The organism is Devosia chinhatensis (genome assembly GCF_000969445.1).
Lineage (GTDB): Bacteria > Pseudomonadota > Alphaproteobacteria > Rhizobiales > Devosiaceae > Devosia > Devosia chinhatensis.
On record NZ_JZEY01000054.1, the window covers coordinates 1,722,797 to 1,747,385 of the forward strand.

The 24,589-nt window shown below is 60.7% G+C and carries 32 protein-coding genes; 22 read left to right on the forward strand and 10 right to left on the reverse strand.

Features of this window, described 5'->3' with window-relative positions; genetic code table 11:
* Nucleotides 1-5 precede the first annotated feature (5 nt).
* A complete protein-coding gene (gene radC / locus VE26_RS08360; RefSeq protein WP_052715833.1) occupies nucleotides 6-695 on the forward strand; it encodes a RadC family protein in 690 nt (229 codons plus the stop codon).
* Here the strand turns inward: radC and VE26_RS08365 are convergent.
* Both VE26_RS08365 and VE26_RS08370 read right to left on the reverse strand, forming a co-directional pair.
* The gene (locus VE26_RS08365; RefSeq protein ID WP_046104532.1) at nucleotides 669-1,913 is read right to left on the reverse strand and encodes a GNAT family N-acetyltransferase; all 1,245 of its coding nucleotides are present in this window, start codon (nucleotides 1,911-1,913) and stop codon (nucleotides 669-671) included. The genes radC and VE26_RS08365 overlap by 27 nt on opposite strands.
* Before the next feature lie 123 nt (nucleotides 1,914-2,036).
* Nucleotides 2,037-2,774 carry a cytochrome c biogenesis CcdA family protein gene (locus VE26_RS08370; RefSeq protein WP_046104533.1) on the reverse strand — a complete coding sequence of 246 codons (738 nt, stop codon included), beginning with the start codon at nucleotides 2,772-2,774 and terminating at the stop codon, nucleotides 2,037-2,039.
* A gap of 197 nt (nucleotides 2,775-2,971) precedes the next feature.
* Between VE26_RS08370 and VE26_RS08375 the strand changes: the two genes are divergently transcribed.
* The 3 genes from VE26_RS08375 to rpe all read left to right on the forward strand — a co-directional run bounded on the left by VE26_RS08375 (nucleotide 2,972) and on the right by rpe (nucleotide 5,370).
* Complete coding sequence (locus VE26_RS08375) at nucleotides 2,972-3,763, forward strand: mechanosensitive ion channel family protein (RefSeq protein ID WP_160297822.1); 792 nt, start codon at nucleotides 2,972-2,974, stop codon at nucleotides 3,761-3,763.
* A 115-nt stretch (nucleotides 3,764-3,878) separates the two neighbouring features.
* On the forward strand, nucleotides 3,879-4,622 hold the full coding sequence (locus VE26_RS08380; protein ID WP_046105167.1) for a GGDEF domain-containing protein: 744 nt from the start codon (nucleotides 3,879-3,881) through the stop codon (nucleotides 4,620-4,622).
* Nucleotides 4,623-4,692: 70 nt separating this feature from the next.
* A complete protein-coding gene (gene rpe, locus VE26_RS08385; RefSeq protein ID WP_425283833.1) occupies nucleotides 4,693-5,370 on the forward strand; it encodes a ribulose-phosphate 3-epimerase in 678 nt (225 codons plus the stop codon).
* On the opposite strand, the gene VE26_RS08390 is transcribed toward rpe, so the two are convergent.
* Nucleotides 5,367-5,624 carry a PilZ domain-containing protein gene (locus VE26_RS08390; RefSeq protein WP_160297823.1) on the reverse strand — a complete coding sequence of 86 codons (258 nt, stop codon included), beginning with the start codon at nucleotides 5,622-5,624 and terminating at the stop codon, nucleotides 5,367-5,369. The genes rpe and VE26_RS08390 overlap by 4 nt on opposite strands.
* A gap of 193 nt (nucleotides 5,625-5,817) precedes the next feature.
* On the opposite strand from VE26_RS08390, the gene purB reads away from it, so the two are divergent.
* The 4 genes from purB (at nucleotide 5,818) to VE26_RS08410 (ending at nucleotide 8,635) form a co-directional block, all read left to right on the forward strand.
* The gene (purB, locus tag VE26_RS08395) at nucleotides 5,818-7,149 is read left to right on the forward strand and encodes an adenylosuccinate lyase (RefSeq protein WP_046104535.1); all 1,332 of its coding nucleotides are present in this window, start codon (nucleotides 5,818-5,820) and stop codon (nucleotides 7,147-7,149) included.
* Nucleotides 7,146-7,691: an RBBP9/YdeN family alpha/beta hydrolase gene (locus VE26_RS08400; protein ID WP_046104536.1), complete on the forward strand. Its 546-nt coding sequence runs from the start codon at nucleotides 7,146-7,148 to the stop codon at nucleotides 7,689-7,691. The genes purB and VE26_RS08400 overlap by 4 nt, the downstream gene beginning before the upstream one ends.
* Nucleotides 7,691-8,110, forward strand: coding sequence for a GNAT family N-acetyltransferase (locus VE26_RS08405; RefSeq protein ID WP_046104537.1), 420 nt, complete (start codon nucleotides 7,691-7,693; stop codon nucleotides 8,108-8,110). Before VE26_RS08400 ends, VE26_RS08405 begins: the two co-directional genes overlap by 1 nt.
* Before the next feature lie 231 nt (nucleotides 8,111-8,341).
* The gene (locus tag VE26_RS08410; protein ID WP_046104538.1) at nucleotides 8,342-8,635 is read left to right on the forward strand and encodes a DUF1344 domain-containing protein; all 294 of its coding nucleotides are present in this window, start codon (nucleotides 8,342-8,344) and stop codon (nucleotides 8,633-8,635) included.
* Between the two features lie 66 nt (nucleotides 8,636-8,701).
* Here the strand turns inward: VE26_RS08410 and VE26_RS08415 are convergent, their stop codons facing one another.
* Nucleotides 8,702-9,025, reverse strand: a complete 324-nt coding sequence (locus VE26_RS08415) for a DUF1476 domain-containing protein (RefSeq protein WP_046104539.1) — start codon at nucleotides 9,023-9,025, stop codon at nucleotides 8,702-8,704.
* 206 nt (nucleotides 9,026-9,231) lie between these two features.
* Between VE26_RS08415 and purC the strand changes: the two genes are divergently transcribed.
* From purC to grxD, 11 genes are all read left to right on the forward strand, one after another.
* Entirely contained in the window at nucleotides 9,232-9,996 is a 765-nt protein-coding gene (gene purC / locus VE26_RS08420) for a phosphoribosylaminoimidazolesuccinocarboxamide synthase (RefSeq protein WP_046104540.1), read from the forward strand.
* Between the two features lie 17 nt (nucleotides 9,997-10,013).
* Nucleotides 10,014-10,256, forward strand: coding sequence for a phosphoribosylformylglycinamidine synthase subunit PurS (gene purS, locus VE26_RS08425; RefSeq protein ID WP_046104541.1), 243 nt, complete (start codon nucleotides 10,014-10,016; stop codon nucleotides 10,254-10,256).
* A 310-nt stretch (nucleotides 10,257-10,566) separates the two neighbouring features.
* Nucleotides 10,567-11,601: an acyltransferase family protein gene (locus tag VE26_RS08430; RefSeq protein WP_244465677.1), complete on the forward strand. Its 1,035-nt coding sequence runs from the start codon at nucleotides 10,567-10,569 to the stop codon at nucleotides 11,599-11,601.
* Nucleotides 11,602-11,740: 139 nt separating this feature from the next.
* On the forward strand, nucleotides 11,741-12,409 hold the full coding sequence (gene purQ, locus VE26_RS08435; RefSeq protein ID WP_046105169.1) for a phosphoribosylformylglycinamidine synthase subunit PurQ: 669 nt from the start codon (nucleotides 11,741-11,743) through the stop codon (nucleotides 12,407-12,409).
* Nucleotides 12,410-13,051, forward strand: a complete 642-nt coding sequence (locus VE26_RS08440) for a Pr6Pr family membrane protein (RefSeq protein WP_046104543.1) — start codon at nucleotides 12,410-12,412, stop codon at nucleotides 13,049-13,051. It begins immediately after the preceding gene.
* Nucleotides 13,048-15,273, forward strand: a complete 2,226-nt coding sequence (purL, locus tag VE26_RS08445) for a phosphoribosylformylglycinamidine synthase subunit PurL (protein WP_046104544.1) — start codon at nucleotides 13,048-13,050, stop codon at nucleotides 15,271-15,273. The genes VE26_RS08440 and purL overlap by 4 nt, the downstream gene beginning before the upstream one ends.
* Nucleotides 15,274-15,357: 84 nt before the next feature.
* Nucleotides 15,358-15,957: a hypothetical protein gene (locus tag VE26_RS08450; protein ID WP_046104545.1), complete on the forward strand. Its 600-nt coding sequence runs from the start codon at nucleotides 15,358-15,360 to the stop codon at nucleotides 15,955-15,957.
* Nucleotides 15,958-16,056: 99 nt separating this feature from the next.
* A complete protein-coding gene (locus tag VE26_RS08455; protein WP_046104546.1) occupies nucleotides 16,057-16,290 on the forward strand; it encodes a BolA family protein in 234 nt (77 codons plus the stop codon).
* Nucleotides 16,290-16,610: a DUF6665 family protein gene (locus tag VE26_RS18065; RefSeq protein ID WP_052715762.1), complete on the forward strand. Its 321-nt coding sequence runs from the start codon at nucleotides 16,290-16,292 to the stop codon at nucleotides 16,608-16,610. The genes VE26_RS08455 and VE26_RS18065 overlap by 1 nt, the downstream gene beginning before the upstream one ends.
* Nucleotides 16,607-17,239, forward strand: a complete 633-nt coding sequence (locus tag VE26_RS08465) for an HAD family hydrolase (RefSeq protein WP_052715763.1) — start codon at nucleotides 16,607-16,609, stop codon at nucleotides 17,237-17,239. Before VE26_RS18065 ends, VE26_RS08465 begins: the two co-directional genes overlap by 4 nt.
* A 128-nt stretch (nucleotides 17,240-17,367) precedes the next feature.
* Complete coding sequence (grxD, locus tag VE26_RS08470; protein ID WP_046104547.1) at nucleotides 17,368-17,703, forward strand: Grx4 family monothiol glutaredoxin; 336 nt, start codon at nucleotides 17,368-17,370, stop codon at nucleotides 17,701-17,703.
* Nucleotides 17,704-17,753: 50 nt separating this feature from the next.
* Here the strand turns inward: grxD and VE26_RS08475 are convergent, their stop codons facing one another.
* Nucleotides 17,754-18,056 (reverse strand): Dabb family protein, encoded by a 303-nt coding sequence (locus VE26_RS08475; RefSeq protein WP_046105172.1) that lies wholly within the window; start codon nucleotides 18,054-18,056, stop codon nucleotides 17,754-17,756.
* A gap of 147 nt (nucleotides 18,057-18,203) precedes the next feature.
* Here VE26_RS08475 and VE26_RS08480 point away from each other — a divergent pair, with 147 nt between their 5' ends.
* Nucleotides 18,204-19,418, forward strand: coding sequence for an MFS transporter (locus VE26_RS08480; RefSeq protein ID WP_046105173.1), 1,215 nt, complete (start codon nucleotides 18,204-18,206; stop codon nucleotides 19,416-19,418).
* A 108-nt stretch (nucleotides 19,419-19,526) separates the two neighbouring features.
* Nucleotides 19,527-20,783 carry a multidrug effflux MFS transporter gene (locus VE26_RS08485; RefSeq protein ID WP_046104548.1) on the forward strand — a complete coding sequence of 419 codons (1,257 nt, stop codon included), beginning with the start codon at nucleotides 19,527-19,529 and terminating at the stop codon, nucleotides 20,781-20,783.
* On the opposite strand, the gene VE26_RS08490 is transcribed toward VE26_RS08485, so the two are convergent.
* Genes VE26_RS08490 through VE26_RS08500 form a run of 3 tightly spaced genes read right to left on the reverse strand, consistent with a single transcriptional unit; the run spans nucleotide 20,780 to nucleotide 22,084 of the window.
* Nucleotides 20,780-21,409, reverse strand: coding sequence for an ATP-dependent Clp protease proteolytic subunit (locus VE26_RS08490; RefSeq protein ID WP_046104549.1), 630 nt, complete (start codon nucleotides 21,407-21,409; stop codon nucleotides 20,780-20,782). The genes VE26_RS08485 and VE26_RS08490 overlap by 4 nt on opposite strands.
* Nucleotides 21,410-21,449: 40 nt before the next feature.
* Nucleotides 21,450-21,773: an SRPBCC family protein gene (locus VE26_RS08495; RefSeq protein WP_046104550.1), complete on the reverse strand. Its 324-nt coding sequence runs from the start codon at nucleotides 21,771-21,773 to the stop codon at nucleotides 21,450-21,452.
* Nucleotides 21,770-22,084 carry an ArsR/SmtB family transcription factor gene (locus VE26_RS08500; RefSeq protein WP_046104551.1) on the reverse strand — a complete coding sequence of 105 codons (315 nt, stop codon included), beginning with the start codon at nucleotides 22,082-22,084 and terminating at the stop codon, nucleotides 21,770-21,772. The genes VE26_RS08495 and VE26_RS08500 overlap by 4 nt, the downstream gene beginning before the upstream one ends.
* A 136-nt stretch (nucleotides 22,085-22,220) precedes the next feature.
* Between VE26_RS08500 and VE26_RS08505 the strand changes: the two genes are divergently transcribed.
* Complete coding sequence (locus VE26_RS08505; protein WP_046104552.1) at nucleotides 22,221-23,423, forward strand: pyridoxal-phosphate-dependent aminotransferase family protein; 1,203 nt, start codon at nucleotides 22,221-22,223, stop codon at nucleotides 23,421-23,423.
* Here VE26_RS08505 and VE26_RS08510 read toward each other — a convergent pair.
* Complete coding sequence (locus VE26_RS08510; RefSeq protein ID WP_046104553.1) at nucleotides 23,407-23,697, reverse strand: DUF4287 domain-containing protein; 291 nt, start codon at nucleotides 23,695-23,697, stop codon at nucleotides 23,407-23,409. The genes VE26_RS08505 and VE26_RS08510 overlap by 17 nt on opposite strands.
* A gap of 79 nt (nucleotides 23,698-23,776) precedes the next feature.
* Nucleotides 23,777-24,589, reverse strand: coding sequence for an inositol monophosphatase family protein (locus tag VE26_RS08515; protein WP_046104554.1), 813 nt, complete (start codon nucleotides 24,587-24,589; stop codon nucleotides 23,777-23,779).

Consider the following 24,589-nt stretch of genomic DNA (forward strand, 5'->3'; position numbering starts at 1 on the left):
CGGGCATGGCCGAGGCGGCAAAACCGCATTACCTCGGCCATCGCGAACGCGCCCGTGAACGTTTCAATGCTGTGGGCGGTGAGGCCCTTGCAGATTATGAACTCTTGGAGCTGCTGCTCCATATCCTGCTGCCCCAGCGTGACACCAAGGCTCTCGCCAAGACCCTGCTGGCCCATTTCGGGTCGTTCTCAGCCGTGCTTGGGGCATCCCCTGCCCGCCTGGCGGAGGTCAAAGGGCTCGGCCAAACCTCGATCACCAATCTCAAGGTCATCCAGGCCGTCGCGCAGCGCTATGGCCGCGACCAGATCGACCGCGAACAACCGATTCTGGCATCGTGGTCGCAACTGATCGATTATTGTCGCAGCCAGATGGCCTATGAAACCATCGAGCAGTTTCGAATTCTCTTCCTCGACAAGAAGAACCGGCTGATCGCCGACGAGGTGCAGCAGGTCGGCACGGTCGACCACACGCCGGTCTATCCCCGCGAGGTTATCCGGCGCAGCCTTGAACTGTCCGCGACAGCGCTGATCCTCGTCCATAACCATCCGTCCGGCGACCCAGCTCCGTCATCGGCAGACGTGCGCATGACAAGAGAAATTGCAGACATTGCCAAGCCGCTGGGCATCGTGCTGCACGACCACCTTATCATCGGAAAATCCGGCCATGCCTCACTTCGGGGTCTCAAGCTGATCTGATGCGCCCTTGGCCTGGCCCCTGTCGCGCCATTGCTGTACGCGGCGCAGCATGCCTTTGACAGCTGGACTGGACTTGGCCCACCTGCGCAAACGCTGAACGCTTGTATGCACGTCGATCACTGCCTCCCCGAAGGGAGAAAGGCTGATATAGTGGTGGCGCAGCGGGATCTGCACATTGCACCAGTGCCGCTTCTCGTCGGTAAGACCGGCGCCCATATCGAAGGTTCGAATACCGTCACCGAATACCGTTTGCATGACCCGTAGCAGGCACTGCTTCCCAGGCGAGCCATTCTGGATGCGATCGCTGTCGATCATTGACGAAATCAGGCAGAACATCCGCTCGCCATGGACGACATTGTATCGCACCGCCACCACCTCGCCATCGAGACGCAGAACGTGCAACCTCACGTCCAGGCCAGAACTGGCCGCCATGGCCGCCTGATAAAAGCCTGTGAGCTTGTCCTCGACAAAGCAATCGCGGATGCCTTGTTTGCGAAACCGCTCCGAGCGCTGGCGGAACATGGTGTCGATCACCGGACGCGCACGCTCCGGGTCGCTGATTTCCTCGAATGTTACGGCACCCAAGGCAGCCAGGCGGTCGCCCTGCTGCCGATCATGCTTACGGCGCGAGCGGCTGCGCTGCTCGGCGTCACAGTGCTCCCAAGAGGTGAATTCCGCGCGATACAGGCTCTCGGTTTCGAGCGCCGTCCCCAATTCGCCGAACAGCCTGGCCTTGTCTGTCTGCGGATGCGGAATAGAGCGCAGAAAAAGCAAATGCGCGCCGGAAAGAAGGGATGCCACGGAGCGCCAGAGAGCGGTCCGGCCCTCTGCCCCAAGCGCTTCAAGGCGCTCCAGATCGACGATCGGGGCATAGCATCCGGCATTGGCACCGGGAAACCAGGTCAGCACGCGCACCCCAAAAACGCGTTTGAGATGAAGCGGCAGCAGTGCGACCACCTGACCATCCAGTTCGGCCACGACGTAACGCTGATGGCTTTCGGGAATCGCGCGGTCGCGCACCCACAGCCGAATGAAGTCGAAACTCTGGCCGGGTGACTCGATCCCTCTTGCCGTTAGCCGGCGCCAGTCGCCTTCGACGTCCTCTATGCGCTGGGTAACGCGAATGGCAATGCGGTCGAGCGCGATCGATGCGATTTCAGGCTGGTCAATAACCAGACCATCCATGATCCCCGCAAGCGGTTGAATATTGGCGTTCACCGAAGACCCCCGAACGAATTCGTCGCCAGCATTGTCCGGCCGGGTAAATCAGTCCTGAAAATTGGCACCCTGCAAGCAGCGCAGAGCCGGCAAATTGTCCAAGGGTTAATGCGCGCTTGCCGTCTAGCCGAAAGTTGCTAGCACTGGGAAGGTCTCCAGGAACCAGTAAGAAATACGGGTGAAATTATCGGTGAGAAAAAGCACGCCGGTGAGAACAAGCAGCCCACCCATGACCTTTTCCACGACACCAAGATGCTTTTTGAACCCCTGGAAGAAGGTCAGAAAAGGTCCCACAGCAATGCCGGCCAGAAAGAAGGGAATGCCCAGCCCCAGCGAATAGAGCCCGAGAAGCGACGCCCCTTCCCATGCCGTCTCACGGCTGGCTGCAACTGACAGAATGGCCGCCAGAACCGGCCCGATACAGGGCGTCCAGCCAATGGCGAAAGCCAGACCCAACAGAAATCCACCCAGGGGCCCCGAGGCTACTCCAGGCCCATTATGCCGCAATTGCCGGTCGAGCAGACCGATGCGGTAGACGCCGATAAAGTGCAGGCCCATGGCGATGATGACGATGCCGGCAATCGGTGTGAGGATGGGCAGGAGCTGGCGGAAGACCTGGCCGAATGCGGTCGCCGTCGCCCCCAAGGCAACGAAGATCACCGTAAACCCGAGAATGAAGAAAATTGATGTGACGGCGACCCGCAGCTGAAGGCGACCGCCGACGCCCGCCGACTCGGCGCGCAATTGGTCGTAGCTGGCCCCGCTCATGTAGGTCAGATACGGCGGCACAAGCGGCAGGACACAGGGGCTAAGAAAGCTCAAGACACCCGCACCGATGACCAGAGGCAGGGAAAATTCCACGGCGACGCTCCTTGCTTGGTGTCCTGTGTAGCGCCTTGCAGCCACAAAGCAATGAGCCGCACCGTCGCATCGCGGGCATTTGAGCAGGCTCTACGCGGGCAGCCCTCGCGCAACAAATGCCTGCCATGCCAAAAAATCACGCAACCATAGAGGGCGTTTCTGTCTTTGCCTCTGTGATTGCAATCAGGGAAAGCACCGTGAATAACAACGATCTCTTCGGCGTCTCCACCGCCTGGGTCCTCGCGAATGCGTGGAACGTCCTCGTCGCCATTATCGTCCTGGCTGTCGGCTGGATTCTGGCCGGCTTCATCTCCCGTCAGGTGCGGACGCTGATCAATGCGCGCCTCAAGAACGACGCGACCATAGCGCCGCTTGTCGGACAGATCGTCCGCTACTCCATTCTTTTCGTCACCATTATCGTGGTCCTGGGGCAATTCGGTGTAGAAACCGCCTCGATCCTGGCGGTGCTCGGTGCCGCAGGGCTCGCCATCGCGCTGGCCTTGCAGGGCACGTTGTCCAATATTGCCGCGGGGATCATGCTGGTCTTCCTCAAGCCCTTCAAGGTCGGCGACTATATCAACGCCGACGGCATCGAAGGGTGGGTCGTCGAGGTCGAGCTCTTTGCGACCCGGCTACGCACTTATGAAGGCGTCTATATGTTCGCGCCGAACTCAAAGCTCTCCAACGCAAAAATCATCAATTACAGCCGCGAGGCAAGCCGCGTTGTCGAAACCAAGTTCACAGTGCCGCGCTCGGCCGATCTCGCACAGGTTCGCTCGGAAATCACCGAGATCCTGCGCAGTGACTATTCCGATGCTGCGGACAGCCCTGAAGTGCTCGTAGATGGCCTCGATGAAAACAAGGTGACGCTGGTGGCCCGCGTGCCGGTGCGCAGCAGGGATTGGTGGCAGGCACGTTCTGTGCTGCAGGAAAGGCTCAAGACCAAGCTGGATGACAGGAACAACTTCGCGCCGGTCCAAAACGGCTGAATGTTCAAGGCTCGCTCGGCTATCCCGGCGGGCCTTGACGCTTTCTTTCCTATCGCCAGAGCCTTTCGTTGCACACATGGAAAGCCGGAATTACGGTTTCGACAAGGAGCGGGCGATGCAGGACATACTGCCCAGATTGACAAGTCGGGATCGGATCCGCGTCGCATTGCGCGCCGGATCAGTTGTGGCTCTGTGTATTGCTTCATCGGTCTTCATTACATTCCTGTGCTACCTCTTCCTGGATATCCCAGAGACCGGCCTCGGATATGCGATGGCTGTCTTGCTGCCCTTGCTGCTGGCGACACCAATCTGCCTGTGGCTCTTTGCCCGGATTGAACAGATCAATCTTGCCTATGGGCAGCTTGACGTGATCGCCTCGACCGATTGGTTGACCCAGTGCCTCACCCGCCGGGCGTTCTCGTCATTTGCACAAAAGCCTCGGTCCTCTGGTCAGGGCTGCGCGCTCTTGGTGATCGACGTCGACCACTTCAAGCGCATCAATGATCAATTCGGCCACGACACGGGCGACGTAGCCCTTAGGCTTATTGCAGAGGCCATTCGTGACAATGTCCGCTCCGTTGATGCTGTTGGGCGGCTCGGTGGCGAAGAATTCGGGGTACTGCTGCCCACAGCCGACCACGATCAGGCCGCCCAGGTGGCGGAGCGCATCCGGGTGGCAATCGACGCGATTGAATTTGCTCCCAGTGGGCAGCCCTATCCGCTCAGTGTCAGTATCGGCGCGGCAAGAAGCGTCACGACCATGCATTACGAAGACCTGTTCCGCCATGCCGATCAATCGCTGCTGGATGCCAAGCGCGCCGGCCGCAATCGCGTTTGCTTCGCGGCCATCCCGGCCTGAGCCGAATGCCTTGTCCCGGAAGAGCCTCCTGCGTTAAGCAGAAGACAATCTCCTCCATCCGAGACCGTTCATGATCACACGTCCGCTTCGTATCGCCCCCTCTATCCTGTCCGCCGACTTTGCTCGGCTGGGCGCGGAAGTGCAGGCCATTGCCGAAGCCGGTGCTGACTATGTCCACGTCGATGTCATGGATGGCCATTTCGTGCCGAATATCAGCTTCGGTGCGCCGGTCATGAAGGCTGTACGCGGGCTCACCGATAAGATTTTTGATGTTCATCTGATGATTGCACCGGTCGATCCCTATCTTACCGATTTCGCCAAGGCGGGCGCCGATATCATCACCGTCCATGCCGAGGCTGGCCCTCATCTCCACCGCTCGCTCCAGGCGATCCGCTCTCTGGGCAGGAAGGCGGGTGTGGCGCTCAATCCCGCCACGCCAGTTTCCGTCATTCAGCACGTCATCGACGATTGCGACCTGGTCCTGATCATGAGCGTCAACCCAGGCTTTGGCGGTCAAAGCTTTATTCCGGAAAGCCTCACGAAGATCCGCCAGGCCAAGGCGCTGATCGGTGGGCGGGACATCGATCTCGAAGTGGATGGCGGCGTGACAGCCGACAATGCGGCGGCAATCGTGGCCGCTGGGGCAAACGTCCTTGTTGCGGGCTCCGCCATTTATGCCGGAAATGACCCTAAGACCTATGGCAACCGCATTAGGGCCATTCGCGATGCCGCGAGTATCAGGGCCTAGCCTTCGAGCGGCATGGTGAACTGTAGCCCTGCCGACCGGCTTGCCTGCCAGGCGACTCGGAAGGGCTCCATGCGATTGTCGAACAAGATATAGCCGTCGGTTTCGATCTGCGCCTCGTGATCAAGGCGTATCCGCAGGCCAGTCTGCGACATATCCAAAATGATGGCGAAAGCCCGCATCAGGTCGTCCCCCCAGACGACAATGGCACGGGTGTTGACGGCTTTGCGATCGGCGGTGCGGCGTTCTCTGAACATGCCCCCGGTCTGGTCCGAGTCGCCAAAGAGAATCATAACCGGTTCGTTAAAATGCCATTGTTCACAGCCACGGCCCTGTCACATGGGGCTGGCCCTCGGCGCGGTGCCGCTGTAGTGAAGGGCCGCCAGGCGGGCGCATCTTGTCATGTGCCCTCCTGGTTGAATCAATGTCTCACCCATCAAGGCTAAATCCATGATCCCGCGCTATTCCCGTCCCGAAATGGTCGCAAACTGGTCGGCCGAGAGCCGCTTTGCCATCTGGTTCGAGATCGAGGCGCACGCCACGTCCAAGCTTGCCGAGCTCGGCGTCGTGCCCAAGGAAAGCGCCGATAAGATCTGGGAAGTGATGAACGCTCGCAAGGCGGAGTTGGGCGATTACGGTTTCGATGTCGAGCGCATCGACGAGATCGAGCGCACTACCAAGCACGACGTCATCGCCTTCCTGACCCACCTCAGCGAAATCGTCGGCCCGGACGCACGTTTCGTACACCAGGGCATGACCTCGTCGGATATTCTCGACACCACGCTGTCCGTCCAGCTCAAGAATGCCGCCGACTTGCTGCTGGCCGACATAGATGCCCTGCTGGCAGCGCTGAAGAAGCGCGCCTATGAGCACAAGAACACCATCACCATCGGTCGCAGCCATGGTATCCACGCTGAGCCGACGACATTCGGCGTCAAGCTCGCGGAGGCCTATGCGGAGTTCAGCCGCAACCGCGCCCGTCTCGTCGCCGCCCGTGATGAGATTGCTACGGCCGCCATTTCTGGCGCCATAGGTACTTTCGCCAATATCGACCCATCGGTCGAAGAATATGTCGCCGAAAAGCTCGGTCTCTCCATTGAGCCGGTCTCGACCCAGGTCATCCCGCGCGACCGCCATGCCATGTTCTTCGCGACGCTGGGCGTCATTGCCAGCTCAATCGAGCGCGTTGCCGTCGAAATCCGCCACCTCCAGCGCACCGAAGTGCTCGAAGCCGAGGAATATTTCTCCCCGGGCCAGAAGGGCTCGTCGGCCATGCCGCACAAGCGCAACCCCGTGCTGACGGAGAACCTCACCGGCCTTGCCCGCCTCGTGCGCGGCATGGTGACCCCGGCACTGGAGAACGTCGCGCTCTGGCATGAACGTGACATCTCGCACTCCTCGGTCGAGCGCATGATCGGCCCCGATGCCACCATCACGCTCGACTTCGCGCTGGCCCGCCTCACCGGCGTTATCGACAAGCTCGTCGTCTATCCCGAGAACATGCGCAAGAATCTCGACCTGCTCGGTGGCCTGCACAATTCGCAGCGCATGTTGCTGGCCCTGACTCAGGCCGGCTACAGCCGCGAGGACAGCTATGCCGCCGTTCAGCGCAACGCCATGAAGGTGTGGGAACATCGCGGCGACCGCGCAGGCTTGTTCGCGCAAAACCTCAAGGCTGACCCGCAAGTGACTCTCAGTGATGAGCAAATCGATGCAATGTTCGATGACGCCTATCACCTCAAGCATGTGGACACGATCTTTGCGCGAGTGTTCGGCGCATGAGGATCGCCGACGCCGCTATCCTGATCGTTCCCGGCCTCGGCAATTCCGGGCCCGGTCACTGGCAGGTCCGCTGGGCCGAGAAAATGCGTACGGCTGCAATCGTCGAGCAGGCCGAATGGCATGACCCAGACCCCGAAGACTGGGCCGACACCATCGTGCAGGCCGTCGAACTGGCGGGCAAGCCGGCCGTGATCGTAGCCCATTCGCTCGGCTGCATCGCAGCGGTACGTGCCGCCCCGCGATTGAACACCAAGGTCCGCGGCGCGCTGCTGGTCGCGCCTCCCGATCTCGAGCGTCCGCATGCGCCCGATGCCGTCCGCGATTTCCTGCCGGTACCACGCGACCCCCTGCCCTTTCCGTCCCTCCTGGTCGCCTCGTCCAACGATCCCCATTGCAGTCTCGAGCGCGCTGCAGATCTGGCCAGCGCCTGGGGCTCAGATTTCCATGAAGCCGGCGAAGCCGGCCATCTCAACCTCGAGTCCGGTCATGGTCCCTGGCCGGAAGGCCTGCTCATGTTTACCCGGCTGATGCAGAGGCTGTGATGAACGGCTACGAAATCATCCCCAGCACCCCGACGGTTGAGGACTATCTCAGGCTACGCGTATCGGCCGGCCTCAGCGCAAAGACCGAAGAACAAGCATCACGGGGACTTCCCAACACCTGGTTTGGCGTCACCATCATGGCATCAGGCAGAGCCATCGGCATGGGCCGCATCATCGGAGACGGTGGCACTGCCTTTCAGATCGTTGACATTGCACTTGAGCCTGCGCATCAGGGCAAGGGTCTCGGCAAGCAAATCATGGCCGCACTGACGGAGCGTCTTGAAGCCCACGCCCCGCGCGGCGCCTATGTCAGCCTGATAGCGGACGGCGACGCTCGCCACCTTTACGCAAAGTTCGGATTCCAACTCGTCACGCCGGCATCCGTCGGCATGGCAAGGCGAGTGGGCTCAGACGCCTGAATCCACTCGCTACTTCGCCGAAATGGCGCCGCAAACCCCTGTAATTTGGGCGTTCGCGCCATCTTTGGCATTAAATCTTCTTAACTTGAGAAGCCGAAGCCACGGGCCTAAATCAACATCCGCTGGTTTGGAAACGCCGGCAGGAGCAAAGAAACCTGCGACGCGACGCTTCCCGAAAACCGGCTACGAATGGGCCGCCTTCGGCCCGCGCTGTCTTTACGGAGACATATCATGCGCAAACATATCGCTTCCGCCTTCCTCGTCCTTATTGCCCTGGCTCCGGCCGGAGCAAGCTTCGCCGCTTCGGCCGCGCCGGCGGCGGCCACCAGCGCTGCGGAACAGACCACATCTGGAGTGGTCAAGTTCTTCAACACCCAAGCCCGCTCTTTGGAGCTCGAAGACGGCAGCTGGTTCTACATGCCCGCCGCCTACAAGGCGCCCGACATCAAGGTTGGCCAGAAGGTTACCGTCCACTGGCAACAGAATGGCTCGGCGCACGACGTGACAAGTATCGACCTCAGCTGAGCATAGCGCAACGAAAAAGGGAGCCGGCAATGCCGACTCCCTCGAACTTGTGCGCCGGCACAGGTCTTAGCCTTCCGAGGCGACCTGCTCGTTGGCAACGCCTACCAGCTGATCCATCTTGGCGCGAATTGCGGCATCATCGATGGCAACGCCCTTCGCCTTGAGATCGCCCGACACCTTATCGAAAACGTCGCTGTCACCCGGCTTTGCAAAATCGGCAGCGACCACTTCCGCAGCATAGGCATTGGCAGCGTCACCGCTGAGGCCGAGCATTTCGGCCACCCAAAGACCCAGGAGTTTGTTACGGCGGGCTTCGGCCTTGAACTTCTTCTCCGCGTCGAAGGCAAACTTGGCTTCCTGGCCCTTCTGCCGATCTTCAAACTGGCTCATGTTCTCTCCCAAGGTCTGTCTGGTGCCGCATAAGCGGCTGTCACCTTGGACATAGGCGGTCTTTTCCCGCAAATCAACGCCGCCCCCAAGGCTGCGACGCCTTGCCATGGCCCGCCAGTGTGGCAGGAAAGCCCTTGCTTTCTTGTCCCGTTCTGGCGCATGAAGCGGCCCAATCCACCCCACCTCTCAAAGGCAACGGATTCGAGATGAACCGTCGACGCAAAATCTATGAGGGCAAGGCCAAGATCCTGTTCGAGGGTCCCGAGCCGGGCACTTTGGTGCAATACTTCAAGGACGACGCCACTGCCGGAAACGGCGCGCGTCATGAAGTGATCGATGGCAAGGGCGTGCTGAACAACCGGATTTCCGAGTTTATCTTCTCCAAGCTCAACGATCTGGGAATTCCGACCCATTTCCTGCGCCGCATCAACATGCGCGAGCAGTTGATCAAGGAAGTCGAGATCATCCCGCTCGAGATCATCGTGCGCAATTATGCTGCCGGTTCTCTGGCAAAGCGTCTCGGCCTCGAACCCGGCACCCGCCTGCCCCGTTCGATCATCGAATTCTGCTACAAGGACGATGCACTGGGCGACCCCATGGTCTCCGAAGAACACATTACTGCCTTCGGCTGGGCCAACCCCGCCGAGCTCGACGACATCATGAGCCTGGCCGTCCGTATCAACGACTTTCTGACCGGCCTCTTCATGGGCGTCGGCATCCAGTTGGTGGACTTCAAGATCGAAGTTGGCCGGCTCTATGAAGGCGACCTCATGCGCATCGTGCTGGCCGACGAGATCAGCCCGGACAATTGCCGGTTGTGGGACATCAAGACGCGCAATAAGCTCGACAAGGACCGCTTCCGTGAGAACCTTGGCGGCCTGGTCGAAAGCTATCGCGAAGTGGCCCAGCGCCTCGGCATCCTAGTTGAAAACGACAATGCGCTGACCACCGGTCCGCGCCTTGTCCAGTAATTTCGGGAACAGATCAGATGAAGGCGCGCGTCATCGTCACCCTCAAGACCGGCGTTCTCGATCCTCAGGGCCAGGCCATCGAAGGCTCCCTGGCAAGCCTCGGATTCGGCGGCGTTAACAGTGTTCGGCAGGGCAAGGTTTTTGATCTAGAAATCCACGGAACCGACACGGAATCCGCGCGTTCACAGATCAGTGCGATGTGCGAAAAGCTGCTCGCGAACACCGTGATCGAAAACTACGCGATCGAAATTTCAAATTAACCGCTTTGCGGCAGACTACTAGTCGCGCCCGTTTGGCGCAGGACCATATAGCCATGCGTAAGACCCAGATTGCTCTCTCCGTCATGTTCTTCGCCTCTCTTGGCCTGCTGTTCGCAGCATATGCGTCGGTCCCGGTCTAAGCACTGGCCTTTATCGGTCTGCTTAGCGAAATCCTTACCAAGCCTGTGACTTTCCCGCCGGACCTGGCGCGCTTAACGCGGCAGTGAGACAGCGTGGTCTATGCTGACCCCAATCTGCTTTTGGGGGTGTGAGGATGGAACGCGGCATTACTCGATTAGATTGGGTGGATATGGCCAAGGGCCTGTCCATATTTCTGGTCGTCATCATGTATTGCGCTTCCAGCGTGGGCGAGGACACCGGTCAGATCGGGTTCCTCCACTGGACGATCGCATTCGCCATGCCATTCCGCATGCCGGAGTTCTTCCTGCTCTCCGGCCTTTTCCTGGGCAACGTAATTGCTCGACCCTGGCGAGCCTATGCAGACCGAAGGGTCGTCCATTACTTTTACTTCTATGCTCTTTGGGCGCTGATCCACATTCTTTTCAAGGAAGCCCTTGTGGGGCGCGAACCTCTCGGCGCCGCTACTTCGCTGGCATGGGCGGTTGTGTCGCCGTATGGCGTTCTATGGTTCATCTACATGCTGGGCATTATGGGGCTGGCGAGCAAGTTCCTGCACGACATCAAGGCGCCACATCTGGGCTTGCTGGCCATTGCTGCCCTCTTGCAGATGGCAAGCATTCAGACTGGAAGCTACCTCGTCGATCAGTTCGCCGCATATTTCGTCTATTTCTATGCGGGCTACGTGTTGGCGCCGCAGATCTTCCGGCTAGCGGCCTGGGCAGCCGATCATACGACAGCAGCGCTCGCGCTTCTGGCCGCTTGGGCTTTGAGCAACGCCGTAATGGTGTTCAGCCCTGGCTTCCACATCGACCCCGTCCACATCCAGATGGGTTGGGCTGCCCTGCCGGGCCTGCATCTGATCATGGCGCTAGCCGGTTCACTCGCCATTGTCATTGTGGCTTCGCTTCTGGTGAAGCTGCCCTGGATGGCCTGGCTCAAATGGCTGGGTTCGAAATCTCTGGTCGTCTATGTAGCCTTCGTCCTGCCCATGGGCATTGCCCGCATCGCACTTCTGCGTTTTGGCATCGACAACCCGAACATTGTCAGTCTCATCACCATGGTCGTCGCCATCACTTCCCCGCTTCTCCTCTGGTGGATCGTGCAAAGGGTCGGATTTGGCCGGTTCCTGTTCGAACGCCCAGCATGGGCGCACCTGCCTGGTACTCGGCGCGAAAAGCCAATGGCTGCGGTGCCGGCTGAATAAGGTTACCAGCTCTAAAAGCAGGGCGGGAGAAGTTCAAACCGCCCAGCTTTTGCCGGCCGGCATGCGCCAGGCTCTTGCCTTTTTGCGCAAGACTCACCACAAGGGCCTCGCATACCCCTCAGAGACAAAGGATCAAGCGATGAAGGCCGCTGTCATCGTGTTTCCGGGACTCAATCGCGACCGCGACATGATCGCGGCGTTGAGCAAGATCGGGGGTACGAATCCCGCCGTCGTCTGGCACCAGGATGCCGACATTCCCGACGCCGATCTCATCGTCATCCCGGGAGGCTTCTCCTATGGCGATTACCTGCGGTGCGGAGCCATCGCGGCACGTTCGCCCATCATGGAAAAGCTGCGCGAACGCGCTGCACGTGGCGTCAAGGTCCTGGGTGTCTGCAACGGCTTCCAGATTCTCATAGAGGCCGGGCTGCTGCCGGGCGCGCTGATGCGAAATACCTCGCTGAAATTCGTGTGTCGCGAGGTAAAGCTTGAGGTCGTCAATGCGCAGACCGACTTCACCCGAGGCTATGCCAAGGGCCAGATCATTCGCTGCCCGGTTGCCCACCACGACGGCAATTATTTCGCCGATTCCGAAACCCTCAAGCGCATCGAGGACAATGGTCAGGTTGCCTTCCGCTACGCAGAGGGCACCAATCCCAACGGCTCGCTGAACAATATTGCCGGCGTCTTCAACGAGCAGAAGAATGTGCTGGGCCTCATGCCCCATCCCGAAAACCTGATCGAGGCCGCCCATGGCGGGGATGACGGGCGCGCCCTTTTCGCGGCCGCGCTGCAGCAGGTCGCATAAATGAGCGGGCGCCGCGCGCTGACCTGGCTGGGTCTGCTGCTCGGCGCGGCGGGCTTGACGCTGCAATTCACCATCTCCATGCAAGCCCTGATGGCTGGTGGACGGGATCTGCCCGGGGCGCTCGGCCATTTCTTCTCGTATTACACGATCCTCAACAACATTGCGGTGGTCCTGGTCTATCTTTCGGCCGCAACGTCATGGGGCTGGCTGTCGCCGTTCCGCGGCCCGCTGGTGCGCGGCATCGTAACCGCCAATATCGCGCTGGTGGGGCTTTATGTATTCTTCGTGCTGCGCTTCCTGCAAACGCTGGATGGCGCGTTCCTCGTTGCGGATACGATCCTGCATTACATCGCCCCTGTGCTCTATGTAGCCTGGTGGGCGATCACCCAGCGCCACGGATCGCTGCGATGGTCCAGCCTGCCAATGATGCTGGTCCCGACACTGGTCTATTTCGTCTATGCCATGGCCCGTGGAGCCTGGGTGCAGGAATATCCCTATCCTATCCTCAACGCCGTCCGGCTCGGCTACGGCCAGGTCGGCATCAACGCCATCTATATGAGCCTCTTTCTAGCCGTGCTGGCGGCTCTCGTCATCGCAGCCGACATGCTTCTTGCCCGAACGTCCCGGACAGTTACCCAATGACCCTTCGCACCGACATCGCCATTACGCCCGAACTCGTCGCCAATCACGGCCTCAAGCCGGATGAGTACCAGAAAATCCTCGACCTGATCGGGCGCGAGCCGACCTATACAGAACTCGGCATCTTCTCGGCCATGTGGAACGAACATTGCTCCTACAAGAGTTCCAAGAAGTGGCTACGCACCCTGCCGACCTCGGGCCCGCGCGTAATCCAGGGCCCAGGCGAGAATGCGGGCGTCGTCGATATTGGCGATGGCCAGGCCGTTGTCTTTAAGATGGAATCGCACAATCACCCCAGCTTCATCGAGCCCTATCAGGGCGCCGCGACCGGGGTGGGCGGTATCCTTCGTGACGTTTTCACCATGGGCGCTCGTCCCGTGGCAGCGATGAACGCGCTCCGCTTCGGCGCGCCCGAGCACGAAAAGACCCGTCACCTCGTCAATGGCGTAGTGGCCGGCGTGGGTGGCTACGGCAATTCCTTTGGCGTACCGACCGTCGGCGGCGAAGTCGAGTTCGACGCCCGCTATAACGGCAATAACCTCGTCAATGCCTTCGCGGCTGGCCTCGCCGATACCGACAAGATTTTTTATTCCAAGGCCGAAGGCGTCGGCCTGCCGGTTGTATATCTGGGCGCCAAAACCGGGCGCGATGGCGTGGGCGGCGCAACCATGGCCTCGGCAGAATTCGGCGACGACATCGAGGAAAAGCGCCCCACCGTGCAGGTCGGCGACCCTTTTACCGAGAAGCGTTTGCTTGAGGCTTGCCTGGAACTCATGGCCACCGGCGCCGTGATCGCCATTCAGGATATGGGCGCGGCAGGTCTCACCTGCTCCGCCGTCGAAATGGGCGCCAAGGGCGATCTCGGCATCGAACTCGACCTCGACAAGGTACCCGTGCGCGAAGCGCACATGACCGCCTACGAAATGATGCTGTCCGAAAGCCAGGAGCGCATGCTCATGGTGCTCCATCCGGACAAGGAAGCTGCAGCGCGCGCTGTGTTCGAAAAGTGGGAACTCGACTTCGCCACCGTCGGTAAGACCACCGACGATTTGCGCTTCCGCGTGTACTGGCAGGGCGAAGAAGTCGCCAACCTGCCGATCAAGGAGTTGGGCGACGAAGCGCCCGAATATGACCGTCCCTGGACCGAGCCCAAAATCCCGGCGGCTCTGGCCCATACCGACGTCCCGCAAATGGACGTCTCCGAAGCGCTGATTGCCTTGATCGGTGGCCATCACTGCTCGTCGCGCCGCTGGGTGTATGAGCAATATGACACCCTGATCCAGGGCAATACGATGCAACGCCCCGGCGGCGATGCGGGCGTCATCCGCGTCGACGGAGCTGAGACCAAGGGCCTGGCCTTCACCTCCGACGTCAATCCGCGCTATTGCGAAGCGAACCCATTCGAGGGTGGAAAGCAGGCGGTCGCCGAAGCCTGGCGCAATCTCACCGCGACCGGTGCGGAGCCGCTGGCGGCCACGGACAACCTCAATTTCGGCAATCCCGAGCGTCCTGAGATCATGGGACAGTTCGTCAAGGCCGTCGAAGGCATTGGCGAGGCCTGCCGCGCACTCGATTTTCCCATCGTCTCGGGCAATGTCAGCCTCTATAACGAAACCAATGGCCGCGGCATCCTGCCGACCCCCACGATCGGCGGCGTGGGTCTGCTGCCAGAATGGGAAAAGAGCGTCGGCATCGGATTTGTCGCCGAGAACCAGCCGATCCTCCTGATCGGCGGGCCTGCCGAGCGCGGCACCCATCTTGGCCAGTCCATCTATCTGCGCGATCTCTTTGACCGTCGCGATGGCGACGCGCCTCATGTCGACCTCGCTGCCGAGCGCAAGGCTGGCGACTTCGTTCGCAAACTTATCCGCTCGGGCGTCGTCACAGCCTGTCACGACCTGTCCGATGGCGGCCTGGGCGTCGCTTTGGCAGAAATGGCGATCGCCGGCGGCATTGGCGCCAACGTCACCGATGTCGAGGGCAATGATCCGGTTCTGACCTTCTTTGGCGAGGATCAGGGACGCTATCTTCTCACCCTCAATCTAGATCCTCAGGGCGACGCGATTGCAGACCTTTGGGCCGAGGCTGAGAGCCTGGGAGTTTATGCGCCTTGGATCGGCACGACGGGCGGCAGCACCCTGACGCTCGGGGCGGCGCAGCCTGTTCCTCTGGCCACTTTGACCCAGGCGCATGAGAGCTGGTTCCCCAGCTATATGAACGGCTGAGCTTCCATTCTCGGCCATGCGCCTTATGTTCGCCGTTCTTTGGAGCGCATTGCTCCAATACGGCGAACAGGTATGGAGTGGACTATGACGCACAATCGCGGGCTGGCTGTTCTGGCGGCATTGTGCGTGGCCCTGATGCCGCCATTAGCCTTGGCGCAGAGTGTGAACGTCACGCGCTCGGTCTTGACCAATCTGCCTTACACATTGATTTATCCAGCCGAAATGGTGGCATCCGGCGGCGGCGATGCGCCGCTGACGATCAATCATTCAAGCGCCCCGTTGCAATGCGATCTGAGCGTGGTCTCGGTGGACGACACCGACTGGACGGCAGATGCGGCGCTGGGCGAACTGGACGATGGCGCCATAGCCGCCTCCTGGTCCGGTCCGCTGCCGGGCTTCACCATATCGAACAAGGGCACCACGGCATATCAGGACGCCACGGCCCTGACTTATGAGGGTACCAGTACGGATTCTGCCATGGGCATGCCCCTGACGCTGGTTCATACGGAGGCCGTCTCCTCCGGGCGCGGTTATGTTCTCGATTGCATTTTCGATGCCGCTCAAGCCGAACAGGCCCGTCCAATCGTTGATTTCATCATCGCCAATTTCTCGACCCGCTCCGATGCCGATTGCTGCGTAGGCGCCTCGGTTCTCCCCGACGAGGGCGCGCTCGAAACGCCTTAGGGTTCAGTCCCTCCCCCGGTTGAAGCAGCCGCACGCGCATGCCATATCAAGGACAGGTGCGACCATCCGGCCGCGCCGTCTATTTCCGGGAGACAGCCCATGCCCATGGACGCCAATGAAATCGAGCGCCGCATCAAGACTGCCCTGCCCGATGCCACGATCGAAATCCGCGACCTTGCCGGCGATGGTGACCATTACGCAGCAACCGTGATTTCGGAGGCGTTCCGCGGCAAGTCCCGCGTGCAACAGCATCAGCTGGTCTATGCAGCCCTGCAGGGTGACATGGGTGGCGCCTTGCACGCCCTGGCACTGCAAACCAACGTGCCCGACTGATGGCTGGGCTGCGCGACTCGCTCGATCTAATCCGCATAGTCCGGCCCGAAGCCGGCACTGCAGCGCTTGACCATGAGATCAATGCCGAGCGCGCCAATTCCGTCAATGCCGCGGAAGCACGCGTCAAGAAAGCCATTGCTGCGCTCAATGCCGCCGCTGAGCGCGAGCCCTATCTGTCCGAAGCTCGTGACGCCGTTTGGTCCTATTTCGTCCAGCGCGAGATCATCGGCTTCCGGCGACATCAGGACGTCATCCTGGACTTGGCAATTCCACAGGATGTCCTGAACGGGCTGGGCGCAATGGGAGCCAAATCCAAGTGAGCCGGGCTCTCGTCTTTGATGTTGATGGCGTCCTGGTCCATGGCTACCACGCAAGACCTGAACTGCAGCAGCGCTGGGACGAAAACCTGCTGGCCGATCTGGGCGTCGACCCTGAGCGGTTTCGCACAGAGTTCATCTTCGACATTTTCATCAAGAAGGTCGTGATCGGCCAGATGTCCCTGATCGAGGCGCTGGACCGGCGTCTGCCGGGTCTGGGCTTTACAGGGTCGTCGATGGTCTTCGCGCAATATTGGCTGAGCCATGACAGCCGATTGAATACCGAGCTGCTGGACGCCATCCGGCGTCTCAAGGACAGCAGCGGTATCAGGCTCTACATCGCAACCAACCAGGATCACATGCGGGCGCAGTGGCTCTGGCAAACGCTACGCCTGTCGGAGCTGTTCGAGGACATTTTCTATTCGGCGCGCGCCGGCGTATTGAAGCCACACAAGGACTTTTTCGAGTTCGCTCAGGCCCGAATGGGGCCACAGAGTGAGCCGCCCCTGTTTTTCGACGACACACCCAAAGTCATCGACGGTGCCAGAGCCTTTGGTTGGGATGCGGCACTTTTCGAGACACAGAAGGACTTTCTCGCGCATCCCTGGATTGCTCAGAAACTGGCTCCGTAAGTACTCCCTAGCATTGGAGCCAAGCTCAATTCAGCACTCCGCGATACCCTCGACAGCGCTGAAATCCTGACCTATCTAAAGGCGAACGCAACCGGCCCTTGAACCCGGATTTCTGAAAGGCTCCAGCCATGACCGACATCAATGCCTTCATCGACGACAAGGTAAAGAACAACGACGTGTTCCTATTCATGAAGGGCACGCCTGATTTTCCGCAATGCGGCTTCTCAGGCCAGGTCGTCCAGATCCTCAACTACCTAGGCGTCGAATTTGACAGCGCCAATGTTCTCGAAAGCGAAGAGCTGCGGGATGGCATCAAGGCTTATACCAACTGGCCGACCATTCCCCAGCTCTACGTGAAGGGCGAATTCATCGGCGGCGCCGACATCGCACGCGAAATGTTCCAGTCGGGCGAACTGAAGACCCAACTTGAGCAAGCCGGCATAGCCGTCAAGCAGAGCGCCTGATCGTCTTTTCCCAATTTTCAAAGGCCTCGCCTCCGGCGGGGTCTTTTTTTTTACGCCATCACGGCGCTTTCAGCCGGAATATCGGCGGCATAGCGAAGTTCGCGTAGCGGCCGCACCCGTCGCGTCGCTTCATCATAATTGGGATGGGCCTTGTAGGCATCGAAGGCGGCGCGGTCGGCAAATTCAGCATAGACCACCACATCGATCTCGTTGCCGTAGAGATCGACCTTATCGTTGCGAGTAACCTCGAATGTGAGGCTGTACGGAATTGCGGCCAGCAGGGACAGGCCTTCGCAGATGGCATCCACCTTGTCCGGAGACTTGGCAGTGAAGAAAACGATATGGCGGATCAAGGCAGTCTCCGTATTTGAGGCTTCCTGTCGTCCGCTTTGACGCAAAGGTCAACCCATCATCAGGCCTGATGGGTTCCATTGCCGATTATCGTTTTACGCAAGGCTGACAGCGGGATTATGCTGCTGCGCCTTCCGGAGATTCCGTTCATGTCCACCGCCGTTCGCCCAGCTGTACCGATGCCGCTCGTCATCATCGCCGGGTGCATCATCGCCGCCATCGGCTTCGGCACGCGGGGTTCGTTCGGTCTCTTCACGCTGCCGGTCACCGACGACCTCGGTCTCAGCCGTGAACAATGGGGCATGGCGATGGCCATCCAGAACCTCGTCTGGGGTCTCGCTCAACCCTTCGCCGGTGGCATGGCCGATCGCTATGGCTCCGGCCGGGTTCTGGCTGTGGGCGGCGTCATTTACGCGCTGGGCGTGCTCGGCATGGCCTTTTCCACCGACACACTGACCATGACGCTGACCGCGGGACTAGTGACGGGCGTCGGTATCGCTATCGCCTCCTTCGGTGTCGTCATGGCCGCATTCGGTCGCGTCGTTCCCGCCGAAAAGCGCAGCTTTGTCTTCGGTATTGCCACGGCGGCGTCTTCTGCCGGCCAGTTCATCTTCGCGCCTCTCGGACAGGGCTTCATCAATGCGTTCGGCTGGCAGATGGCTCTGGTCTGGATCGCCATGCTGCTCCTCCTGATCATTCCGCTCTCTGCCGCCCTGCGCGGCCGCGCCGAGTCGGTGCCGGGCCAGGCGGACCTGCCATTCATGCAGGCCCTCTCACGCGCTTGGGGCTATGGGTCCTATCGGCTCCTGGTCATCGGCTTCTTCGTCTGCGGTTTTCATCTCGCCTTCATCAACGTGCACATGCCTGCCTATCTCGTGCAATGCGGCCTGTCTCCGGAGGTTGGGTCATGGACCATTGCCGTTATCGGTCTTTTCAACATTGCCGGGTCCCTCCTCTCGGGATGGCTCGGCAGCCGGCTTCCCAAGCAATTGCTTTTGGCCACGATCTACTTCCTGCGCGCCATTGCCATCGCCGCGTTTTTGTTGGTCCCGGTCAGTGAAGTCACCGCATACGCCTTCGCTGCCGCCATGGGCCTGCTCTGGCTCTCGACCGTCCCGCTGACAGCTGGCCTTGTAACCCTGTTCTTCGGACCGCGCTATATGGGCATGCTTTATGGCATCGCCTTCCTCAGCCACCAGATCGGATCATTCTTCGGCGTTTGGCTTGGCGGTTTCGTCTACGACCTCACCGGTGCCTACGACCTCGTCTGGTATCTCGGCATCATCCTGGGCCTGGCATCGGCCGCCATCCACATTCCGATCAATGAACGCAGCGACGGTGCCTTTGCGCTAAGGGCAGCCTAGCCTTCCATCGGCTAATGCCGATTGACGACTTGCAATGCGAAGCGGTTGCGTTCATGGTCCGAGCATTCCTTTCAGCTGCGCCTGGCGCAGCGCTGACGAGTTTCAATAATGTCCGATCATTTCACACGGGTGCTCTCGCGCCCTGAATTCATTGCCCTCATTGCTGCCCTGATGGCGGTGAATGCGCTGGCCATCGACGTCATGCTGCCTGCCCTGCCCTATATGGGTGAAGCGCTTGGCATCAGTAACGAGAACGAGCGGCAATTCGTCGTCAGTGCGTACATGCTCGGCATGGGTCTGGCCGTGCTTGCCTTTGGCCCGCTGACCGACCGCTTCGGTCGCCGCGGCCCGCTGCTGGTGGGCGTTGCGATCTACGTCGTGGCCGCGATAATCGCGGCATTCGCCCCCAACTTCACCATGTTGCTTGTGCTTCGCTTCATTCAGGGCATGGGCGCCGCAAGCGTCCGCGTTATCTCTCAGGCTGTCGTGCGCGACCGCTATTCGGGGCGCGAAATGGCGGAAGTCATGTCGCTGACCTTCATGGTGTTCATGGCCATTCCCATTATCGCACCAGGTATCGGGCAAATCCTGCTGCTGACCGGTCCCTGGCAGTCCATCTTCTTTTTCATGGGCCTTCTGGCGGCGGCATTGTGGGTCTGGACCTTTCTGCGTCTGCCCGAAACCCTGCCGGTCAACCAGCGCCGCCCGCTGAGCGCACGCGGCATTCTGGACAGCTTTCGCATCGTCTTTACCAACCGGGTCGCCATTTCCTATGGCCTGGCGGGCATGTTCCTTTTCGGTGCGCTGTTCGGCTTCATCACCTCCGCCCAGCAGATCTATGTCGATATCTATGGCCTCGGCGTCTATTTCCCCGTCGCATTCGCAGCCATGGCAGGGCTGATGGCCATTTCCTCCTTCACCAATTCCAAGGTGGTGCGTCGCTTCGGCATGCGCCGCCTTTCCCATGGCGCCATGCTGATCTTTACGGCGTTTTCGGGCCTATGGCTGGTACTGGCGCTCAATGACATGTTGCCGCTCTGGCTGTTTTTCAGCCTTTTGGCCATCATCATGTTCTGCTTCGGCTGGTCGGCGTCGAACATGAACTCGCTGTCAATGGAACCACTTGGCAACGTTGCGGGCACTGCGGCGTCCGTCTTCGGCTTCATCCAGACCGTTGGCGGCGCGCTGATCGGCTCGTATACGGGCCAGCTTTTCGACGGCACCACAGTGCCCACGGCGACCGGCTACTTCCTGATGGGCGTCATGGCGCTGGTCTGCATCCTGATCGCTGAAAAGGGCCGGCTGTTCGGCGTCGGAGAAGGCTATTCCAAGTCTGACGCCGCGCCGATCATGGACGCGCACTAAGACTTTTCGACCGGTCCCGGAGCTTCGATCTGGGATCGGTCGGAATAAATATGGTCTATGAGGCCCCAAGCCTGGGCCTCTTCCGGCTCCATGTAGCGATCTCGCTCCAGCGCCGTTTCCACCTCATCGTAGCTTCGGCCGCAATGGCGGGCATAGATTTCGTTGGTCCGACGCTTGAGCCGCAGGCTTTCTTCGGCATGGATCATGATGTCCGTCACCTTGCCCTGATAGCCACCGGAAGGCTGGTGTAACATGATGGAAACATTGGGCAAACTGGCCCGCATTCCCGGCGCGCCAGCAGCCAGCAGCAACGTCGCGGCGGAAGCCGCCATGCCCATGCAGAGGGTGCCGACAGGGGCCTTGATGAACTGCATCGTATCGTACATGGCCAGCGCCGCGGTCACCACGCCGCCCGGCGAATTGATGTAGAGATATATAGGCTTAGCGGGATTTTCGGATTCAAGGAACAAGAGTTGGGCGCAGATCAGGGAGGCCATGCCATCCTCGATCTGGCCGTTGACGAAAATGATCCGCTCGCGCAGCAGCCGGGAATAAATGTCGAAAGCCCGCTCGCCGCGGCTGGACGTCTCCACCACCATAGGGACGAGATTCATCATGTCGCGCATCGGCGACCTCCTTTGATTTTCAACGGTTTAGGCGACAACGCTAGGCAGCGCGCAGCATGGTGGGAGCACCGTCATTGCTGTTGGCAGCGGCCGGAATGCGGACCGGAACGTGGGTTAGGCGGAAGCCCGTACGGCCATTGTCCTGCGGGGTGAGCTCGATTGTCACGAGGCTCTCTTCGTCTCGCTCTTTCCAGCTATAGGTCAGCACCCTGTTAACGTTGACCGTCACCAAAGCCAGGCTAACGTCATCGGGCGGCTGCAACCAGTGATCGCGATATTCGGGGATGGTCAGCGCCCGCCAGATTTTCTCCGGCGGCGCATCGAGAATGGTCTCGAACACGACGGAATTCTCGGTGTCGGTCATTGATCCATCTCCCTGAGCAGGTCCTTGAGGCGATCGATCCGGCCCGGCCAGAAGTCGCGGTAACGCGCCAGCCAGTCATGCAGCGGGGCAAACCCGTCCGGGGTGATGCGATAGTGGATGTAACGCCCCTCCCGCCGCTCGGTAACCAGACCCGCGCCGCGCAACACGGCGAGGTGCTGCGACATGGCGGGCTGGGTGATGGCAAAGCCCGCGCGCAGATCGGTCGCGGTCATCTCGGTGCCGGACAGGCGTTCGAGAATTGCCCGACGGGTCGGATCGGCCAGAACTTTGAAAATCTCGGTGTCGTTCATGCAATCAAATAAGCACAGACTTATGAGTCATGCAAGCCGGCCCAGTGAGGTGAATCACTGCGGGCTGAACTGATGGGAATGACCCGGTGTGCCGGTTAGGATAGCGTGAGGGTATTGCCATCGGATTCTCTCTTCCATGCCTCCCATTACCGGCCGCACCTATCTTGCCATTCCGGGCCCCTCGGTCATTCCCGACCGGGTGCTCAACGCCATGCACCGCGTCTCCCCCAATATCTACGAGGGGGAGATCATCGGCATGACCGAGACGATCTTCACCCGGCTCAAGCAGCTGGCCGGCACCAGGCACCACGCCGCGATCTATATCGCCAATGGCCATGGCGGCTGGGAGGCGGCGTTGACCAACATGTTCTCGCGGGGCGACCGGGCCCTGGGGGTGACGACCGGCGTTTTCGGCATGGGCTGGGCCAGTGCCGCCCAGAGGATGGGCGTGGCGGTGGAACTGCTCGATTTCGGCCGGCAGGCCGCAGACCCGGAGCGGATCGCCGCAGCCCTCAAGGCCGACACGGACAAGGCAATTCGATATGTGCTGGTGACGCATGTGGACACCGCCTCGAGCGTCAAGAACGACATCGCCGCGATCCGCCGCGCCATGGACAGCGTCGGGCACCCTGCCCTGCTGGCGGTAGACGCCATAGCCTCGCTGGGTTGCGACCCACTGCACATGGACGATTGGGGGATAGACGTGCTGGTGGGCGCCAGCCAGAAGGGGATGATGTTGCCGCCTGGCCTGGCCCTACTATGGTTTTCGGACAAGGCACTGGCCCGGGCCGGCGAGGCCGATCTTGCAACGCCCTATTGGTCGATCGGCCCCCGCGTGCGCCCCGATGCCTATTGGCAATATTTCGGCGGCACACCGCCCACCCAGCACCTTTATGGATTGCACGAGGCGCTGACCATGATCGTCGAAGAAGAGGGGCTCGAAGCGCTCTGGGCCCGTCATGGTCGGCTGGCCCGGTCGATCTGGGCCGCCTTCGATGCCTGGGGCGCGGATGGCTCGGGCATCGCGCTCAATGTGCGCGACCCGGCCGCGCGTGGTCATTCTGTCACGGCAGCCACCTTCCCCAATGGCGGCGCCGGCCGGCTGCGGGCGTGGCTGGAACAGGAAGCGGGCGTGACGCTGGGCATCGGCCTCGGCATGGCGCTGCCCAGCGAAGCGGCCTATGGCGATTACCTGCGCATCGGCCATATGGGCCACGTGAACGCTCATATGGTCATGGGCGTGCTGGGCACGATGGAAGCCGGCCTGACGGCGCTGACTATCCCGCATGGGAAAGGAGCGCTGGAGGCGGCGGCCAAGGCCCTCAGCGGGGCTTCGTAGCCACCCCGTCGAGCCAGAGCAGAGCGCTGTCGTCGCGGTGGGCGCCGGTCGTGCCCACATGCTTGCTGTCGACTTCGGGGCCCTTCTTGATGACGTGGACAATGGCCATGCCATGCCCGCGCCCAAGATCGAAATCGGCCTTGAGCCAGTCGAGAATGGTCCCGGCCTTGACCTTTGGGTCATCGAACCCCTTAGCCCTGGCCAGGTCGACAAGTTGCCGTGGCGTCTTGCCGGTCTTGGCTTCGACCGCATCGAGATAGGCCTGGAAGGACATGAGCGCACCCGCTGTTCGTGACTGGTAAAGCGACGACGTTCTACACCACCTGGTTTCGACACGGCCGGCCGTGCGGCCTTCAGACGGTGAAGACCTCGCGCCGCAACTCGTTCCAGCTGTCCTTGTCCGGCGCGACCAGCAGCCCGCCATCCGTGTCGCCGGGACGATAGACGGAGCCGTCGAACCTGGCGACATGGGCCCCGCATTCGCGCATCATCAGCGCGCCCGCGACATGGTCCCAGGGCATCAGCTTGCCATAGGCCAGGAAATGCAGGCTGCCTCCGGCGGCGAAGCGATATTCGTGGCCCGCGCACCGATAGCCGGCGAGCATGCGGACCTTGCCCAGATTGCCCAGGATCACCTGGCGCTGCTCGGGCGGGAAATAGGTGGTGGAGGCGGCTCCGCCCATCTCGGCCAGAGACACGGGATCGGCAAATTTCATGCGGACGCGGCGCCCATCGGGAAAGACCTGCCAGGTGCCGCAGCCCTTTTCGGCCATCAGGAAATCGTCGCCCATCGGATCGTAGATGATGCCGGCCACCGGTTCGCCGTTCTGCACCACCGCAGCCATGACGGCAAAGAGCGGCAGTCCGCCGGCGAAATTGGCAGTACCGTCAACCGGATCGACGTAAATGGTGATTCTGTCTTCGAGGTTGGACGTAAGCAGCGCCGGATTGGCGGCGACCGCCTCTTCGCCAATAACCAGGGTGTCGGGGGCGTGCTCGAGGATAGCGGCGGTGATGAGCCGCTCGGCATTGGTATCGGCTTCCGTGACCAGGTCGAAGGCGCTGGTCTTGGTGTGGATCATGCCCTCGTCCAGCCGCCGGAAGCGCGGCATGATCTCCTGCTTGGCGGCCTGTTTGAGGATGGCGGCCAGGCGGTCGATATTCAT

Excerpts from the sequence above, each read along its gene's own strand:
- purS (WP_046104541.1), top strand. The coding sequence starts at position 10,014 with ATGAAGGCGCGCGTCATCGTCACCCTCAAGACCGGCGTTCTCGATCCT.
- purQ (WP_046105169.1), top strand. The coding sequence starts at position 11,741 with ATGAAGGCCGCTGTCATCGTGTTTCCGGGACTCAATCGCGACCGCGAC.
- VE26_RS08495 (WP_046104550.1), bottom strand. The coding sequence starts at position 21,773 with ATGACCGACACCGAGAATTCCGTCGTGTTCGAGACCATTCTCGATGCG.
- grxD (WP_046104547.1), top strand. The coding sequence starts at position 17,368 with ATGACCGACATCAATGCCTTCATCGACGACAAGGTAAAGAACAACGAC.
- VE26_RS08500 (WP_046104551.1), bottom strand. The coding sequence starts at position 22,084 with ATGAACGACACCGAGATTTTCAAAGTTCTGGCCGATCCGACCCGTCGG.
- radC (WP_052715833.1), top strand. The coding sequence starts at position 6 with ATGGCCGAGGCGGCAAAACCGCATTACCTCGGCCATCGCGAACGCGCC.
- VE26_RS08430 (WP_244465677.1), top strand. The coding sequence starts at position 10,567 with ATGGCCAAGGGCCTGTCCATATTTCTGGTCGTCATCATGTATTGCGCT.
- purL (WP_046104544.1), top strand. The coding sequence starts at position 13,048 with ATGACCCTTCGCACCGACATCGCCATTACGCCCGAACTCGTCGCCAAT.
- VE26_RS08490 (WP_046104549.1), bottom strand. The coding sequence starts at position 21,409 with ATGCGCGACATGATGAATCTCGTCCCTATGGTGGTGGAGACGTCCAGC.
- purB (WP_046104535.1), top strand. The coding sequence starts at position 5,818 with ATGATCCCGCGCTATTCCCGTCCCGAAATGGTCGCAAACTGGTCGGCC.
- VE26_RS08505 (WP_046104552.1), top strand. The coding sequence starts at position 22,221 with ATGCCTCCCATTACCGGCCGCACCTATCTTGCCATTCCGGGCCCCTCG.
- VE26_RS08410 (WP_046104538.1), top strand. The coding sequence starts at position 8,342 with ATGCGCAAACATATCGCTTCCGCCTTCCTCGTCCTTATTGCCCTGGCT.
- VE26_RS08480 (WP_046105173.1), top strand. The coding sequence starts at position 18,204 with ATGTCCACCGCCGTTCGCCCAGCTGTACCGATGCCGCTCGTCATCATC.
- VE26_RS08510 (WP_046104553.1), bottom strand. The coding sequence starts at position 23,697 with ATGTCCTTCCAGGCCTATCTCGATGCGGTCGAAGCCAAGACCGGCAAG.
- purC (WP_046104540.1), top strand. The coding sequence starts at position 9,232 with ATGAACCGTCGACGCAAAATCTATGAGGGCAAGGCCAAGATCCTGTTC.
- VE26_RS08405 (WP_046104537.1), top strand. The coding sequence starts at position 7,691 with ATGAACGGCTACGAAATCATCCCCAGCACCCCGACGGTTGAGGACTAT.
- VE26_RS08515 (WP_046104554.1), bottom strand. The coding sequence starts at position 24,589 with ATGAATATCGACCGCCTGGCCGCCATCCTCAAACAGGCCGCCAAGCAG.
- VE26_RS08400 (WP_046104536.1), top strand. The coding sequence starts at position 7,146 with ATGAGGATCGCCGACGCCGCTATCCTGATCGTTCCCGGCCTCGGCAAT.
- VE26_RS08390 (WP_160297823.1), bottom strand. The coding sequence starts at position 5,624 with ATGTTCAGAGAACGCCGCACCGCCGATCGCAAAGCCGTCAACACCCGT.
- VE26_RS18065 (WP_052715762.1), top strand. The coding sequence starts at position 16,290 with ATGGCTGGGCTGCGCGACTCGCTCGATCTAATCCGCATAGTCCGGCCC.
- VE26_RS08455 (WP_046104546.1), top strand. The coding sequence starts at position 16,057 with ATGCCCATGGACGCCAATGAAATCGAGCGCCGCATCAAGACTGCCCTG.
- rpe (WP_425283833.1), top strand. The coding sequence starts at position 4,693 with ATGATCACACGTCCGCTTCGTATCGCCCCCTCTATCCTGTCCGCCGAC.
- VE26_RS08450 (WP_046104545.1), top strand. The coding sequence starts at position 15,358 with ATGACGCACAATCGCGGGCTGGCTGTTCTGGCGGCATTGTGCGTGGCC.
- VE26_RS08415 (WP_046104539.1), bottom strand. The coding sequence starts at position 9,025 with ATGAGCCAGTTTGAAGATCGGCAGAAGGGCCAGGAAGCCAAGTTTGCC.
- VE26_RS08380 (WP_046105167.1), top strand. The coding sequence starts at position 3,879 with ATGCAGGACATACTGCCCAGATTGACAAGTCGGGATCGGATCCGCGTC.
- VE26_RS08485 (WP_046104548.1), top strand. The coding sequence starts at position 19,527 with ATGTCCGATCATTTCACACGGGTGCTCTCGCGCCCTGAATTCATTGCC.
- VE26_RS08440 (WP_046104543.1), top strand. The coding sequence starts at position 12,410 with ATGAGCGGGCGCCGCGCGCTGACCTGGCTGGGTCTGCTGCTCGGCGCG.